Raw genomic sequence first — 15768 nt, forward strand, 5'->3', positions numbered from 1 at the left:
GGGAGGCTTTTTTTAATATTCAAATCAAGAATAAAAACTTGGGTCAGGCACTTTACCAGTCAACACCCACTCACCCACTTCCTGATATTTATAATCAATCGGGTCATGCAGCGTCTGGGTACGGACATTACGCCAGAAACGGTCGAGATTCAGTTTGGCTGTGGTGGCACGTGCACCCATCACCTGGAAAATATTTTGTGTCACAAACAACGAGGTATTGGTTGCTGCAATTTTGGCAGTCGCAATAGCAATACTCACTTCACCACGTTGCTCGGCTGTTAATTCTTCACCAATATCCCAAGCTTTTTGCAAAGTCTCTACTGCTTTATTTGCCAATAAACGCACACCTTCAAGTTGTACATAAAACTCAGCAAAATGCTTTTGCGTGAATGGATCATTGACTGCATTTTCAGCCAAAGATTTTAACCATGCTTTTTGACTTTGTACGGTTTGTTTTGCTGTTTCAAAAGCCCCCTCCGCAACCCCTAAAAATAAATGCACGAAAATCAATTGGGCAATCAGCGGACGTAGGCTCGAATACGCCGTACTGAGTGGTCCCGGATTCAACAGCAATTCATGATGCTGAATTTTGACCTGATCGAAATGACTGGTTCCACTGTCAGTCTGGCGTTGCCCCATATTGTTCCAGTCACCTAAAAAGCTGACCCCATCACGCTCAGTTGGAATCACCCCAATCAGTAATTTTCCATCATCGTTATAACCTGAGCACAGCAGTACATCTGAATCCATAGAACCTGAACAAAAGCTTTTATCGCCATGAAATACGTATTCAGTTTCAGAGACTTTAACTGCTGTAGTTCGTCGATCGAGTGGATTTAAGGTATTGCCCCAAAACAGGTTTTCTTGAGCAGTTTGTTCAAACCATTTTCCATATTGTTCAGGCTGTGAAAACAGTTGCACCGTTGCAATCAGCAAATGGTGAAAACCATAGACATGGGCCAATGAACTATCGACTTGAGCAATGGTTCGAATGGTTTGAAAAACCGTTTTCCAGTCTGCCCCTTGTCCACCGTATTGGGTTGGAATAGACAAACCCAATAAACCACTTTGACGGATTAAATCACGCTCGGATTTTGGGTTGCCGCCTTGTTTATCACGTTCAGCAGCGGTAGTGGCAAACTGTTCCGCCAGTTGTTGAGCAATTTGTAATGGATTTGAATTTAAAAGTGGGGATGAAGCATTCATAATCATATCTATATATTTCTATTCTATGGTTTTAGCTTAGCAGATGATGTTTTTCATCTTTATCTCAATGCCTGCAGTCCTTATATGTAAAATAAAAATACCGCCTGAAAAATGCAGGCGGTAATGAGTAAAATGACTTAGTTGTTGGGGAAGACTGTCGCTATTAAATTATCCACTACCTGTGGATCTGCCAGAGTTGAGGTATCCCCCAACGTATCCAGTTCATTGGCGGCAATTTTTCTTAAAATACGGCGCATGATTTTACCGGAACGGGTTTTCGGTAAAGCGGGTGCCCAATACAAGGCATCCGGGGTAGCGACGGGTCCTAACACCTTACGCACCCAGTTGATCAGTTCTTTACGCAGCTCTTCGGATTCTTCAAAATCCGCCTGCAAGGTAACGAACGCACAGATGCCCTGACCTTTAATGTCATGCGGCATACCGACTACCGCAGCTTCAGCGACATGCTCATGCGCCACCAAAGCACTTTCCACTTCTGCCGTACCTAACCGGTGTCCAGAGACATTGAGTACATCATCCACCCGACCGGTAATCCAGTAATAGCCATCTTTATCACGGCGTGCGCCATCTCCGGTGAAATAAGTCCCCGGATAAGTCGAAAAATAGGCTTCGATAAAACGCTCAGGATCACCCCAAATCGTGCGCATCTGACCCGGCCAGGAATCCTTGATAATCAGGTTGCCTTCGGCTTCGCCTTCCAGTTCCTTGCCTTCAGCATCGACAATCGCCGGCTGTATACCAAATAATGGTCGGGTCGCAGAACCCGGTTTCAAATCCGTGGCTCCCGGCAAAGGTGAAATTAAAATCCCGCCTGTTTCGGTTTGCCACCAGGTATCGACAATTGGACAACGGCTTTCACCAACCACGGTGTAATACCAGTTCCATGCTTCCGGGTTAATCGGCTCACCCACGGAACCAATTAAACGCAAGCTGCTGCGGTCACTTTCGCGGATAAAGGCATCCCCTTCTCGCATCATGGCGCGAATCGCTGTCGGTGCTGTATAAAGGATAGTGATATTGTGTTTATCGACAATATTACCGGTACGCGCCCAAGTTGGATATTGCGGCACACCTTCAAACATTACCGTGGTTGTGCCATTGGATAAGGGTCCATAGAGCACATAGGAATGTCCGGTAATCCAGCCCACGTCTGCGGTACACCAGAACACATCATCCTGCTTGATATCAAATACTTCACGGAAAGTTGAATTCACATAGGTGAGATAACCACCGGTGGTATGCAGTACCCCTTTCGGCTTGCCGGTTGAACCGGAGGTATACAGAATGAATAAAGGATCTTCGGCATTCATCGGTTCAGGCGGGCAGATTTCATTGACCCCCATGATTTCCATGTGATACCACAGGTCGCGTCCTTCCTTGAGATCAATCGGATTACCGGTACGGTACACCACAATCACATTTTGAACGGATTCGGTTCCCTGCACGTTGAGTGCCGCATCGACATTTTCTTTCAGTGGAATCGGCTTGCCGCCCCGCATGCCTGAATCTGCTGTAATCACAATTTTCGCTTGGCTGTCTTCAATACGACTGGCCAATGAGTCTGGAGAGAAACCACCAAACACGACACAATGCACCGCACCAATTCGCGCACAAGCCAGCATCGAAATGGCAGCTTCGGAGATCATTGGCATATACAGCACCACACGGTCGCCTTTCGTTACCCCATTTCTTTTTAACACATTGGCAAAACGGCACACTTCATCATGCAGTTCTTTAAACGAAATTATTTTATGCCGTGAAGGATGATCACCTTCCCAGATAATGGCAGGTTTATGTGGATGTTCTTTTAAATGACGATCTAAACAATTGGCACTGAGGTTGAGTTGCCCATCGGCAAACCATTCGATTTTAAAATTATCCTTGTCAAAACTGGTATTTTTAACTTGGGTAAAAGGTTTAATCCAGTCCAGTTTATTGGCTTGCTCTGTCCAATATTCATCAGGCTGCTCGATGGATTTCTGATAACGCTCAAAATATTCAGACTCATTGGTGCGAGCGGTTTTTTTAAATTCTTCTGGTACAGGATAGATCTCTTTCATAGGTACTTCCTTGCTCTTTTCATCTCATCACGAGATGCTATGCTACGTTCTTGATTTTATTGACTGCATACCCACAGTATGACGATTATTTTTCAACCACTTCAATTATGCTTTGGTCGTAGTTTATTTATACAATTTAAAACACAGACTGCTTATCGTATACAACAAAAAAAACTGTCTTATTCGTATCTGATCTGTTTATTTAATCTTATAATTTAACAAGAAAATACTTTCACTGCTTTACGAAAACCAACATTTTCTTACCTCATTCTTACTCGGAAAAGCATATGAACCCACAAGACTCATCTCCTTTTTTTTCCCGACCTCAACCGGTCAAGGCAGATAATCCCTTGTCGCCAGAAGGTCGTTTTGGTCGTTTGAGTTCAATTGGCTGGTATGGTTTTATCCATTTAATTACCTTCTTTGCCACGATTGCACTGAGCTTGGTCATGGGTATTTTCAACCTGAATACCCTGTCGGTGGACAATCAGTTTGTGAACACCTTAACGGGAATCGCAGGACTCGGATTCGTGGTTATTTTGGTGCTGTACATCTATCTTGTCATGGTCATTAGCATACGCCGTTTGCATGACATGAACCGAAGTGGCTGGCTGATTCTGTTGTTTTTACTGCCCGTAGTAAATATTTTGCTCGGTTTATATTTACTTTTAGGTTCGGGTACAGCAGGAGTCAACAATTATGGTTTACCCCGTGAAACACCGGTCTGGGAAAAAATACTGGCCTGGTTGATGATTATCATCACTGTCTTAAGTTTCTTGGCTTCAGGCAGCATGGTGTCTTATATGTTCGGTACGGGTGAACTGGAAATGCCGCAAGAAGTGATTCAAAAAGGTACTCAATATTTTTAAAAGCTGCTGACAGTTTCTTCACAAAACTACAGTGAATACCCCGTATGGTTGGTTAAATTATTGCTGAGTTTCAGGCAAAATAGCGCATAATTTTTATGATTCGGAAAACCAGTGGCTGAACAAAACAATGCCTTGAGTGAAGTGACTCAGGGCACATCCGATCTGTTGCAAGAAGCAGGTGAAAAAACGGCACAAACCGTGCTTGAACATACCGCAAAATACAATGATGCCTACTCGACCATCGATAAATTTGTCGAGGCATTCTGGGAACGTTTACCTTATATCTGTATTGCACTGGTGGTATTTACGATCTTCTATTTACTGTCAAAATTGTTTAAATTTTTTGTCCGTAAAGCCTTGGCAGACCGTACCTATACCAAACAAAATTTAGTTCTAGTACTCAACCGTGTGGGTAGTTCAGCCATTATTTTCTTTGGTTTCCTGATTGCCATGGTCATTGCCATTCCAGGATTCACCCCAGGTCAGCTGATGAGTGCCTTAGGGATTGGTTCGGTCGCGATCGGTTTCGCGTTCAAGGACATCTTCCAAAACCTGCTTTCCGGTATTCTGATTTTACTGGGAGAACCGTTCAAAATTGGTGATGACATTATCGTGTCGGGCATGGAAGGTACGGTTGAAGATATTCAGATTCGTGCGACGTTCTTGCGTTCACCCGATGGCCGCCGTATCGTGATTCCAAACGCAACGGTTTATACTAGCCCAGTAACGGTAAATACTGCATATCAACGTCGCCGTTGTGAATTTATGGTCGGTATTGGCTATGAAGATGATGTGCAAAAAGCCAAAAACATCATCATGACCATTTTGGACAAAGACCAAACCATCCTCAGTCAGCCTGCATTTAGTGTAAATGTCAGTGCGCTTGCAGATTTCTCAATTAACCTGAATGTACGCTGGTGGGTAGATACCACTGAAACCACAACATCGGCATCCATCAGTGAAGTTCAAGAACATGTGATTGAAGCCTTCGCTGAACACAATATTTCTATTCCTTACCCAGTTCAGGAAGTAAAAGTCTATCGTGGAAATGATGGAGTGGAAATGGCTGAATCAGCACGCGCTAAATAAGCGACCGAGCACATAAGGAATTACAGTTTCAGTTCGAATAATACGGTTGCCTAAGCTTACCGCTTGGCAGCCGTTTTTTATCAGTAAATCCACTTCATAAGGAATAAAACCGCCTTCTGGTCCAATCACAATCGTACATGGATGATCAATCGCAAACGGCATTTTCAGGTCTACATAAGGATGTGCCACATAAGCCGGACAATCTGCTGTAATTAAACCTGGCAGCACATCTTCGACAAAAGGTTTAAAACGTTTATATATTTCAATTTTGGGTGCAATCGTATCCCCGGCTTGTTCCAGACCCAGCGTCACGTACTGATCCAGCTGTTGTAAAAACGGCGTTTGCCAATAGCTTTTATCCACCCGATAACTGTGCAGCAAAATAATTTTCTCTACCCCCAACGTCACACTGTCCATAATTAAACGGCGTAGCACTTTCGGACGCGGCATTGCCACAATTAAAGTTACGGGTAATTTTGCTGGAACAGGTTCGATTTGAATGGGCTTGAGTTTAACGACTTGTTCCGTTACTTCGACAACTTCGGTCAGGTAACGTTGCCCTTCTCGAATTCCAACTTTTAAGGTATCACCTACTTGTACATTTATATGCTGTTTTAAATGTTCAAGCTGACGTTTCGAGGTAATCGACCAGACTTCTGATTCAGTTTGGCGTGGGTCAAGAAGGACGATGTTCATAGAATCCAGTACTTAAAAATATGCAATCATTCGATACGCGGAAGGCGACAGGGATGTCGCCACGTTGATCTGTACAGCAGGGATGCTGTATCAGATCAACACAGGATTTTTGCTACTTTTGATCCGTCAAAAGTAGGAATAGCCTATACAAATAACATTTAAATTTTGCACTTCAATATGAGGCAGTGACATATAAGATATCTATTATAAATACTGATCAATCACTGCAATATGCTTTGCTAACGAACCTGTATTTTTAAGCATAATCTGCTGTGCCTGTTGATTCAGTTGCTCTGCAGCCACGTAATCATTTAACAGTTCAATTAAAACTGTCGCTGCCTGCTCTGCATCATCGACAACTTTTACCCCATCCACTGCGACAAATTCATCAACAATGGTCTGGAAGTTAAAGTAATTTTTACCTAAAACAGTCGGTACATTTAAGGCAATCGGCTCTAAAATATTATGCCCACCACCCGGTTCATTCAACGAACCACCGACAAAGCAGGCTTGACTTAAGGCGTACCACAGCCACATCTCGCCCATACTATCAGCTAGGTACACTTGGGTATGAGACTGAATAGACTCACCTAAACTACGACGGCTGGTTTTTAAATTCAGGCTTTCAGCAATCTGAAAAACCTCGTCAAAACGTTCCGGATGACGTGGCACTACAATCACTACAATCTCTGGATGTTGCGTAAGATAAGGCTGTAACGCATTAAGTAATTTTTGTTCTTCTGGTGCATGCGTACTGGCAATGGTAATAATTTTACGTGGTGCTAAATTCCAGTCTTGTTTCAGTTGCTGAGCCTGTTGGATAAAGCTTTCAGGTGCATGAATATCAAATTTAATACTGCCCAATACCTGACTTTTATTTTCAGGCATGCCTAACTTGAGGAAACGGTCTAAAGTCGCCTGGTCTTGTGCCAGTAACTGGTCTAAGCCACTCAACATGCCTTGGCTAAGCGCATGAACTTTGCCGTAACCTTTGGCTGATTTTTCCGAAAGACGGGCATTGATCAATAAGGATGGCACTTTAAATTGCTGAGCTTGATCAATTAAATTCGGCCAAATTTCAGTTTCGACCAAAGCCAATAATTTTGGCTGATATTTTTGATAAAATGCCTGAACTAATTTTTTCTGATCGGCAGGTAAATACACTGCCTGAAACAAATGCTCATACGGTGCTTTTAAAAATAGTGATTTGGCACGAGCCTGTCCAGTCTTGGTGGTATTGGTCACTAAAACAGGATGACCCGATTTTAAATAGTGTTCGATTAAGGGTTGTGCCGCATTGGTTTCCCCCACCGACACCACATGAAACCAGATTGCTTTCAAATTTTTCGGCGTCTGAAATGGGCCAAAACGCTCAAGACACTCTTGTTGCAATTGCTCCACATTCAACGCACGTTTTTTGATCCGCCATTGATACAATGGTTTAATGATTGATAATGCTGCGTTGTACCAAAAAGGAGTAGCCAAACAAGTTGCCTCAAATGATGTTCAATCGGCAAAATATAACAGAGCAGCCTCCACATGTTAATGAATTCTGCTCTGCTCAATGATTTATTCTGCTTTTGTTTATGTATCCGGCTTAGCTTTCAGCCAACTGCTTATTTAAGAATGGATAGTCGATATAACCTTCTGCTACATCGGTTCCAATCATATTTTCAAACTTCAATTCATTCAGTGGTTCATCTTCCACTAGACGTTCAAAAAGGTCAGGATTGGCAATATAAGCTTTACCAAACGATACCGCTTCCGCTTTGCATGAGCTCAATAATTCAAGCGCATCTTCACGGCTTAAACGCATATTGGCAATATACGGCACACCATTTGAACGTGCTTTCATATCCAGACTGATGCTGTCATCGGCTAAATATTCACGGGTAAAGAAGAAGGCAATTTTACGTTTACCCAGTTCTTCCAGTGCATAACCAAATGTTTCTTTCGCATTGGCATCGCCCATATCATGCTCATCGCCACGTGGCGCCAAATGCACACCGACACGACCTGCACCCCAGACTTCAATCAAGGCGTCAACCACTTCAAGCAGGAAACGTGCACGGTTTTCAACAGAACCACCATAAAGATCGGTACGTTTATTGGTTGAACTTTGCAAGAATTGGTCAATCAGATAACCATTGGCAGCATGCAGTTCCACACCGTCAAAACCAGCAGCTTTGGCACAAATCGCAGACTGTTTATATTGCTCGGTAATGCTCTGAATTTCTGAAATTTCCAGTGGACGTGGCACCACAAATTCACGCTTTGGACGCAGTAAGCTGACATAACCGGCCTGCTTGACATCACTGGCAGAAACAGGCGTTTCACCGTTTAATAAATCAGGATGTGATACACGCCCCACATGCCACAATTGCGCCACGATCAAACCGCCTTTGGCATGCACAGCTTGCGTTACCAGCTTCCAGCCTTCTACTTGCGCATTGCTAAATAAGCCAGGCGTTTTTTCATAACCATTGGCTTCTTCAGAAATTACGGTTGCTTCTGAAATGATTAAACCTGCGCTAGCACGTTGTGCATAGTACTGCGCCATCATTGCGGTCGGTACACGATCTGCTGTGGCACGACTACGCGTTAATGGTGCCATCACGACACGGTTTTTGAGTTTAAGTTCACCAAATTGAATCGGTGTTGAAAAATCTGTCATCAAGCAATCCTCTTACAGCTTTCTTGGACTGATTTAGTCTAAAGCGCGTGCTGTAAATGTTGTAAAAATTCTTGGATCAGTGCTTCATTACGCGAGAAATAAGACCATTGCCCATATTTGGTCACATGAATCAGTCCTGCCTGCTGCAGAACAGATAAATGATTGGACATGGTCGATTGAGAGATATCGGCAATTTTTTCCATCTGCCCTGCGCACACGCCACGACTAAAATCATTTCCACATTCATCAGCGGAAATGTAGCGCTCAGGTTCTTTTAAACATTGCAGAATCTGACGTCTAATCGGGTTGGCTAAGGCTTTATAAATTGCTTCTGTGTCCATCTCATTTCACTCATGTCATGATCAGCACCTTACCTAGAGTCATTATATCTATTTTTTACGATATTAATATCGATATTTTTCGATACAATGATTCATTTTGTAAACTGCTGCAATTTTGTACAACTTTACTCTATTCTAACATTGTCTGATTATTGAGTTTGATTAACTCGAATAACCAAATTTTAAAGCTAAAAAAACAGAGGACTCGCCTCTGTTTTTCAAGCAATAAACTTATAAACCTTGTTTTAAACTGGCTTCGATAAATTTATCCAAATCGCCATCCAGTACTGCACCAGTGTTCGAACTTTCCACACCAGTACGCAAATCTTTAATGCGTGAATCATCCAGTACGTATGAACGAATCTGGCTGCCCCAACCGATATCGGACTTGGTATCTTCCAGTGCTTTTGCAGCATCATTACGAATTTGCATTTCACGTTCATACAGTTTTGCACGTAACTGTTTCCATGCATGGTCACGGTTGGCGTGTTGTGAACGCTGGTTCTGACAAGCCACCACAATACCTGTTGGCGCATGGGTTAAACGTACCGCAGAATCGGTTTTGTTAATATGCTGACCACCCGCACCCGAGGCACGATACGTATCGGTACGAACATCTGCAGGATTGATATCAATTTCAATGTTGTCATCGACTTCAGGCGACACAAACACTGCAGAGAATGAAGTATGACGACGGTTACCCGAGTCAAATGGCGATTTACGCACTAAACGGTGTACACCTGATTCGGTACGTAACCAACCATAGGCATATTCACCATCTACACGAATGGTTGCCGATTTAATTCCGGCAACATCACCGTCCGATTCTTCCATTAATTCTGCTTTAAAACCGTGACGTTCAATCCAGCGCATATACATACGAAGCAACATGGATGCCCAGTCTTGTGCTTCTGTACCACCCGAACCGGCCTGAATTTCCACATAACATGGGTTCGGATCCATCGGGTTACTGAACATACGACGGAATTCCAGTTTTGCCAATTCCGATTCAGACGCATCTAATTCTGCTTGTACATCTACAAGCAAGCTTTCGTCATCTGCTTCAACCGCTAAATCAAGTAACGCCTGCGCGTCTTCAAGCTGCGTTGATAGACCTTCAAGTACGTTTAATACATTTTCAAGCTCGCCTTTTTCTTTGGCCATCGCTTGCGCACGACTTTGGTCATTCCAGATCGCTGGATCTTCTAACTCGCGGAGAACCTCTTCTAAACGCTCTTTTTTCAGATCGTAGTCAAAGATACCCCCGTAGTGTTTGACCACGTTCGTTTAAGTCTTTTAGCTGTAATAGATAGGGATTAATTTCCACGATATTCTCTCAAACAAAATTTAAGTTTAAATAGCCGGCAATTATATCACAGAGCATGGATGCAATTTTAGAGGGCATAGGTGCAATAACAGTTGACCAAAATGTCTTTTTTATAAACAATGTGCATGTTTTTTAAGCATTATTACGATTTTTTAACAACAATAACCTTTGGGGATTTTATGAAACGCACTCTATTAGCGCTTGGTCTTGCTGCAATTTCTTCTTCAAGTTTTGCTTATAATGCTCAATTAGATGGTGGTTTTACTTACACTGATCATGATGATAATTTTACCGATACAGACAATCAGTTTGAGCTAAAAGGCACTTTTTACTTCAATCCTGTTGCTACTAAAAATGCACCTCTTAATGAAGCCGCATTTTTAGGTCATAACAGCAATGCTTATCTTGGCTACACCTATAACTACTTAGAAAGCAAACCGATTTTAGCTACAAAATTTGAAGCTGACTTACATACAATTTATGGTGGAATCGAATATTTTGTTGAGCAGTTCTACTTAAATGGTGAGTTAGGTTTTGGTCAGAGTGAAATCAAAGCGACCTCTCCTGTAGGGAGTGAGACTAACGATTCTGATGTTACAACTTATCGTGCATTAGCCGGTTATATGCCTTTATCTAACCTATTATTAGCTGCAGGTATTGATGGCTATCAAGGTGATGGTAACTTGGAAGACAACCGCTTCGCAGTACGTGCAAAATACGTAGCGCCTATGGGCCAAGGTCAGTTTGTGAATGTAGAAGCTGACGGCGCATTTGGCGATGAAGATGAAGTGACCATTGCTGCAGACTACTATTTCGACCAAGCTTTTAGCTTAGGCGCGGCTTATAACATTGAAGATGATGGCGAAGACGATGTTGATTTTTTCTCCATTCGTTCTAAATATTTCATTAATTCTAACTTTGCAGTGGGTGGAGAAGTTGGTTTTGGTGATGATGTTCAAGCATTCAATATCAATGCAACTTATCGTTTTTAATTGAAAAACAAGCACTAAAATGAATACTAAAAAGCACGCTCAATTGAGGGTGTTTTTTTATGGTTAACTCATTATTATGTTACAAAATACTTAAAATTTTATTAAAAATTCACATAAATCCATAAACTCTCCATAATTTTAATAAAACAAAACATTTTAATATTTATATAATTTACAATAACTTAAAATTATTCACTTACACAACATTACGTTAGAAACATTTCTATAACTCTGCAATGATTGACCTACCTCAAATTTAATCTAGACTAAAAGTTGTAACAAAAAATGTATTAATTTTAACCATAAATTTGAGGGGTAGTATCCATGAAAAAATTAGCCATTGCTTCAGCACTTCTTTCTGCTCTAGCAGTAACAGGTACAGCAAATGCATACCAAGCCGAAGTAGGCGCAGCAGCCGCTTACGTTGATCCAGATAATGGTGGTTCAGGTAGTGCTTTTGGTGTAGATGGTACTTATTACTTCAACCCCGTTCAAACTCGTAATGCCCCACTTGCAGAAGCAGCATTCCTTGACCGTGCAAGTAACGTCAATGTCCAAGCAACTTTTGCTGATCGTGGTGATTTAGATAGCAACACTTATGGTATAGGTGCAGAGGTTTTCGTACCCAATTCTGACTTTTATTTAAGCGGTAATATCAGTCAAAATGAAACAGAACGTTTCAATGTACTGGGTCAAAAATATGACTTTGATACCACTTACTATGCCGCTGAAGTCGGTTACCTTCCAGCTCCTGGCCTATTGATTGCCGCTGGTCTTAAAGGTTATGACAACGACAATGATGATGGTGTAGATCCAACACTTCGTGCCAAATATGTAACTACCTTAAGTAATGGTAAAGACATCAACCTAGAAGCTGGTGCTGCATTTGGTGATCTAGATGAATACAATCTTGCTGCAGATTACTTTATTGATAAAACACTCAGTGTTGGTGCTGACTACCACAACAATGACTTAACTGATCAAAGTGAATTTGGCATTAATGCACGTAAATTCATTAACCAACAGGTCAGCCTTGAAGGTCGTGTTGGTTTCGGTGAAGTTGGTAACAATGACTACAACTCGTTTGGTGTAGCTGCGAAATATCGCTTCTAATCACTTCTTAAACCATTTTCATAAAATGGCCCATCTTCGGATGGGCCATTTTTTTGCTCTAAAATAAAGCATTTAGGTGTTTTTTGCACATTGACGAGGCGAATATAAACTGTACAATTTGTTACAACTGTTCATGAAGCAGTCATATTTTTATAACAAAGAGAGAAATCTAAATGCTTAAAAAACTTGCTCTTGCTACAGCACTTCTTGCCAGCCTAGGGACTGCACATGCTTACCAAGCCGAAATTAATGCAGGATATGAAAACACTGATATTGAGAATTTAGGTGATTTAGACACCGTTTTTATTAATGGTAAATATTATCTCAATGGGGTTCAGGTAAAAAATGCTCCGTTAGCAGAAGCCGCATTCTTAAGTAAAGCCAGCAATATAGGTCTTGGGTATGCTAATGCAAGTGGCGACGGAGATGAGGATATTGATGCAATTGGGATCAACGGCGAGTTTTTTATTCCAAATACACAATTTTATGTAAGCGCTGCTCTTAACCAAGTCGATTTTGGTGATGAAGATAATACCGGTTATGCTTTTGAAGTCGGTTACTTACCGGTTGATGGTTTATTATTAGCTGTTGGGGCAGCTAATGAAAATGTAGATCCTGTACAAGTTGCTAACTATGGATTTACTACAAATCTTTTAAATGCTGTAACAGTAGGTGAAGATACTGCTGTGTCTTTACGTGCCAAATATGTGACTTTAATTGGTAATCACCATGCCAGTTTTGAAGGTATCTCATATATTGGTGATGAAACTACTTACCGTTTGGGCGCAGACCTTTATATCGATCCGACATTAAGCGTAGGTGTATCAATTGCTGATTCTACTGCTGATGAGTCAGATACTCTTTTTGGTGTTCGTGCTCAGAAATTCTTTACTCCTGCTATTGCGGCTGGTGTGAACTATACAACTACTGATGGTGCTGACTCTTTTGGTATTAACGGTACATTCCGCTTTTAATCTGAGTGATTAGAAGTCAAAAAACCGCTCAAATGAGCGGTTTTTTATTGTTCCAAATGCATGATACGCATTTGTAAACTGACATTGCCATTAAATTCATTTTTATCGAGTTCATAGACCAGTCGAACACTCTCTTGCATGGCATCAAACTCAAATTTCTCACTGGCATTAAAGGCAATCGCTTCTACAATTTGTCCATTTTCTAAAGCCAAACGCAGTTTTAAATGGATTTCTTTCAACCAGCGATAATCTAAAACTTTGAATACACCTTCAAAAATCGGCGATGGAAATTTTTGTCCCCATGGGGTTAAATTTTGAAGCAGATCAACTGTATCAATTTGAAAAGTTGCCGTCGGTAATTCACCATCCGTCCATAAAGTGGCATGAAACAGCGATTCATCCATAGTCGAGATCAGCTGCTCAAAAGCCTGTTTAAATTCTTCAAAATGCTGTTTCTGGATAGTTAAACCAGCTGCCGCGGCATGTCCACCAAAGTGGCTGACCAAATGCGGATGTTGTTCTGCAATTAGTTCAATCGCATCTCGAATATGAACACCATCAATTGAACGTGCAGAACCTTTGATATGAATACCATCATCATCAGCCGCAAAAACGATGCTCGGACGATGAAATTGTTCTTTCAGACGACCCGCAACAATACCAATCACGCCCTGATGCCAATGTGGTTCAAACAGAATTAAAGCTGCAGGTAAATCTGCCTGATCTAATTGTAAGGTTGCCAATTCAGATAAAGCCTCTTGCTTCATCTGCGCCTCAACTTGGCGACGCTCAACATTTAACTGATTCAACTGCTGTGCCAATGGATAGGCAGTTTGCATATCTGTCGCCATGAGACATTCAATACCAATGTCCATGGTTTCCATACGCCCAGCCGCATTAATCCGTGGACCAAGTACAAAACCTAAATCTTGGGCTTTGAGTTGAGACGGTTCTCGTCCTGCAATATCCAGTAAAGCACTAATCCCTGCACGACATTGATTTTGCTGAATCCGTTTAACCCCGGCATCCACCAAGATCCGGTTGTTATAATCCAGACTTGCAACGTCTGCATAAGTACCCAGTGCAACCAGGTCTAAATACTGGGCCACCTTGGATGTCGATTTTCCTGATTTACTTCGGTGACTCGACAGGTTGGCAAGCAAGTAAAAAGCAACCCCCACTCCAGCCAAAGCCTTACTTGGAAAATCGCAACCCAATTGATTTGGATTGACAACAGCTTCGGCTTTAGGGATTTCCTTGGTGGTCAGATGGTGATCGGTAATAATCACCTGCATACCATGTGCTTGGGCTTGCTCTACACCCGCATGACTGGAAATACCGTTATCGACCGTTATCAGCAGATCTGGCTGATAGCGGGTAAAAGCCAAATCTGCAATTTTGGGTGTTAAACCATAGCCATATTTAAAACGATCTGGAACCAAATATTCAACATTGGTGTCCATGTCTCGTAAAGCTAACACCATTAATGCAGTACTGGTCGCACCATCTGCATCATAATCGCCAACAATGACTATTTTCTTATTTTCATCAATGGCTTGATCCATAATTTGAATGGCTTGTTCTAAACCTTTCATATTGGGAGCAAGTAAATGTTTCAGTTTAAGTTCGAGTTCTTGTTCGGATTGCACACCACGGCGCGCTAAAATTTGCGCAATAAAGGGCGACACGCCCTGAATATTTTCAGGGCGTGTAATAAAAGGTCGTTGCTGAATCAGTGTTTTTGGCATTTAAGGCATGAGCCGTTGTAATTTCCACGTACCGTCGATTCTTTCATAACTTAAACGGTCATGTAAACGGTTTGGACGACCTTGCCAAAATTCGTAATAGTCCGGTACCAAACGGTAGCCACCCCAGAATTGAGGTTTAGCCAATTCTGTTTTGTCGCTTACCCGATCTTGTAAGGCCTGGAAACGTGTTTGCAATTCTTCACGGCTGGCAATAACACCACTTTGTGGGGTACTAATATGCGCTGCAATTTGGCTATCACGTGGACGTTTATGATAATAGTCGGTTGACTCTGCTAAAGAGATCTTTTCAACTTTACCACTCACGCGAATTTGACGTTCCAGTTCAGGCCAATAAAACAGCAATTCCGCATACGGATTCGCAATTAAATCCAAGCCTTTTTGGCTGTCATAATTACTATAAAAGTCATAACCCGCTTCAGTTGCGCCACGCAATAATACTGTACGTACATGTGGACGACCTTGCGCATTTGCCGTTGCCAAATACATAGCATAGGGTTCATGTAATTTGGCTTCTAAAGATGCGTTAAACCACGTTAAGAACTGCACATGTGGATTTTCATCCACCTGAGCTTCATGTAATTCACCTTTTTGGTAACTTAAGCGAAGTTCGCTCAAATCTTTAATCACATCATTCATA

At 41.9% G+C, this 15768-nt stretch carries 14 protein-coding genes; 5 read left to right on the forward strand and 9 right to left on the reverse strand.

Features of this window, described 5'->3' with window-relative positions; translation table 11 throughout:
* Window positions 1-24: 24 nt before the first annotated feature.
* Complete coding sequence (locus tag HLH14_RS03165; RefSeq protein ID WP_171532656.1) at window positions 25-1206, reverse strand: acyl-CoA dehydrogenase family protein; 1182 nt, start codon at window positions 1204-1206, stop codon at window positions 25-27.
* A 137-nt stretch (window positions 1207-1343) separates the two neighbouring features.
* Complete coding sequence (gene acs, locus HLH14_RS03170; RefSeq protein WP_171532657.1) at window positions 1344-3287, reverse strand: acetate--CoA ligase; 1944 nt, start codon at window positions 3285-3287, stop codon at window positions 1344-1346.
* A gap of 287 nt (window positions 3288-3574) precedes the next feature.
* On the opposite strand from acs, the gene HLH14_RS03175 reads away from it, so the two are divergent.
* Together HLH14_RS03175 and HLH14_RS03180 are read left to right on the forward strand one after the other, a co-directional pair.
* Window positions 3575-4156: a DUF805 domain-containing protein gene (locus HLH14_RS03175; protein ID WP_171532658.1), complete on the forward strand. Its 582-nt coding sequence runs from the start codon at window positions 3575-3577 to the stop codon at window positions 4154-4156.
* Between the two features lie 111 nt (window positions 4157-4267).
* Entirely contained in the window at window positions 4268-5245 is a 978-nt protein-coding gene (locus tag HLH14_RS03180) for a mechanosensitive ion channel family protein (protein WP_171532659.1), read from the forward strand.
* Here the strand turns inward: HLH14_RS03180 and HLH14_RS03185 are convergent.
* From HLH14_RS03185 to prfB, 5 genes are all read right to left on the reverse strand, one after another.
* Window positions 5228-5941 carry a 16S rRNA (uracil(1498)-N(3))-methyltransferase gene (locus tag HLH14_RS03185; RefSeq protein ID WP_171532660.1) on the reverse strand — a complete coding sequence of 238 codons (714 nt, stop codon included), beginning with the start codon at window positions 5939-5941 and terminating at the stop codon, window positions 5228-5230. The two genes, HLH14_RS03180 and HLH14_RS03185, sit on opposite strands and share 18 nt — an antisense overlap.
* A 204-nt stretch (window positions 5942-6145) precedes the next feature.
* Complete coding sequence (locus HLH14_RS03190) at window positions 6146-7426, reverse strand: 3-deoxy-D-manno-octulosonic acid transferase (RefSeq protein WP_171532661.1); 1281 nt, start codon at window positions 7424-7426, stop codon at window positions 6146-6148.
* 112 nt (window positions 7427-7538) lie between these two features.
* On the reverse strand, window positions 7539-8615 hold the full coding sequence (locus HLH14_RS03195; RefSeq protein WP_171532662.1) for an alkene reductase: 1077 nt from the start codon (window positions 8613-8615) through the stop codon (window positions 7539-7541).
* Window positions 8616-8653: 38 nt separating this feature from the next.
* Window positions 8654-8956, reverse strand: a complete 303-nt coding sequence (locus tag HLH14_RS03200; RefSeq protein ID WP_067725473.1) for an ArsR/SmtB family transcription factor — start codon at window positions 8954-8956, stop codon at window positions 8654-8656.
* A gap of 231 nt (window positions 8957-9187) precedes the next feature.
* Window positions 9188-10286 (reverse strand): peptide chain release factor 2 gene (gene prfB / locus HLH14_RS03205; protein WP_171532718.1). Its coding sequence is split into 2 segments (ribosomal slippage): window positions 9188-10210 and window positions 10212-10286, totalling 1098 coding nucleotides; the frame shifts between segments, so codons are not numbered across the junction.
* 176 nt (window positions 10287-10462) lie between these two features.
* On the opposite strand from prfB, the gene HLH14_RS03210 reads away from it, so the two are divergent.
* From HLH14_RS03210 to HLH14_RS03220, 3 genes are all read left to right on the forward strand, one after another.
* Entirely contained in the window at window positions 10463-11275 is an 813-nt protein-coding gene (locus HLH14_RS03210; RefSeq protein ID WP_171532663.1) for a putative porin, read from the forward strand.
* Window positions 11276-11599: 324 nt separating this feature from the next.
* Entirely contained in the window at window positions 11600-12388 is a 789-nt protein-coding gene (locus HLH14_RS03215; RefSeq protein WP_067725471.1) for a putative porin, read from the forward strand.
* Between the two features lie 173 nt (window positions 12389-12561).
* Complete coding sequence (locus tag HLH14_RS03220) at window positions 12562-13362, forward strand: putative porin (RefSeq protein WP_171532664.1); 801 nt, start codon at window positions 12562-12564, stop codon at window positions 13360-13362.
* 44 nt (window positions 13363-13406) lie between these two features.
* On the opposite strand, the gene recJ is transcribed toward HLH14_RS03220, so the two are convergent.
* A complete protein-coding gene (gene recJ / locus HLH14_RS03225) occupies window positions 13407-15110 on the reverse strand; it encodes a single-stranded-DNA-specific exonuclease RecJ (RefSeq protein ID WP_171532665.1) in 1704 nt (567 codons plus the stop codon).
* Complete coding sequence (gene pdxH, locus HLH14_RS03230; protein ID WP_171532666.1) at window positions 15111-15767, reverse strand: pyridoxamine 5'-phosphate oxidase; 657 nt, start codon at window positions 15765-15767, stop codon at window positions 15111-15113.
* Between the last annotated feature and the right edge of the window lies 1 nt (window position 15768).

The sequence above is a fragment of the Acinetobacter terrae genome, assembly GCF_013004375.1.
In the GTDB taxonomy this organism is placed as follows: Bacteria; Pseudomonadota; Gammaproteobacteria; order Pseudomonadales; family Moraxellaceae; genus Acinetobacter; species Acinetobacter terrae.

Excerpts from the sequence above, each read along its gene's own strand:
- HLH14_RS03165 (WP_171532656.1), bottom strand. The coding sequence starts at position 1,206 with ATGAATGCTTCATCCCCACTTTTAAATTCAAATCCATTACAAATTGCT.
- acs (WP_171532657.1), bottom strand. The coding sequence starts at position 3,287 with ATGAAAGAGATCTATCCTGTACCAGAAGAATTTAAAAAAACCGCTCGC.
- HLH14_RS03175 (WP_171532658.1), top strand. The coding sequence starts at position 3,575 with ATGAACCCACAAGACTCATCTCCTTTTTTTTCCCGACCTCAACCGGTC.
- HLH14_RS03185 (WP_171532660.1), bottom strand. The coding sequence starts at position 5,941 with ATGAACATCGTCCTTCTTGACCCACGCCAAACTGAATCAGAAGTCTGG.
- HLH14_RS03195 (WP_171532662.1), bottom strand. The coding sequence starts at position 8,615 with ATGACAGATTTTTCAACACCGATTCAATTTGGTGAACTTAAACTCAAA.
- HLH14_RS03200 (WP_067725473.1), bottom strand. The coding sequence starts at position 8,956 with ATGGACACAGAAGCAATTTATAAAGCCTTAGCCAACCCGATTAGACGT.
- HLH14_RS03210 (WP_171532663.1), top strand. The coding sequence starts at position 10,463 with ATGAAACGCACTCTATTAGCGCTTGGTCTTGCTGCAATTTCTTCTTCA.
- HLH14_RS03215 (WP_067725471.1), top strand. The coding sequence starts at position 11,600 with ATGAAAAAATTAGCCATTGCTTCAGCACTTCTTTCTGCTCTAGCAGTA.
- HLH14_RS03220 (WP_171532664.1), top strand. The coding sequence starts at position 12,562 with ATGCTTAAAAAACTTGCTCTTGCTACAGCACTTCTTGCCAGCCTAGGG.
- recJ (WP_171532665.1), bottom strand. The coding sequence starts at position 15,110 with ATGCCAAAAACACTGATTCAGCAACGACCTTTTATTACACGCCCTGAA.
- pdxH (WP_171532666.1), bottom strand. The coding sequence starts at position 15,767 with ATGAATGATGTGATTAAAGATTTGAGCGAACTTCGCTTAAGTTACCAA.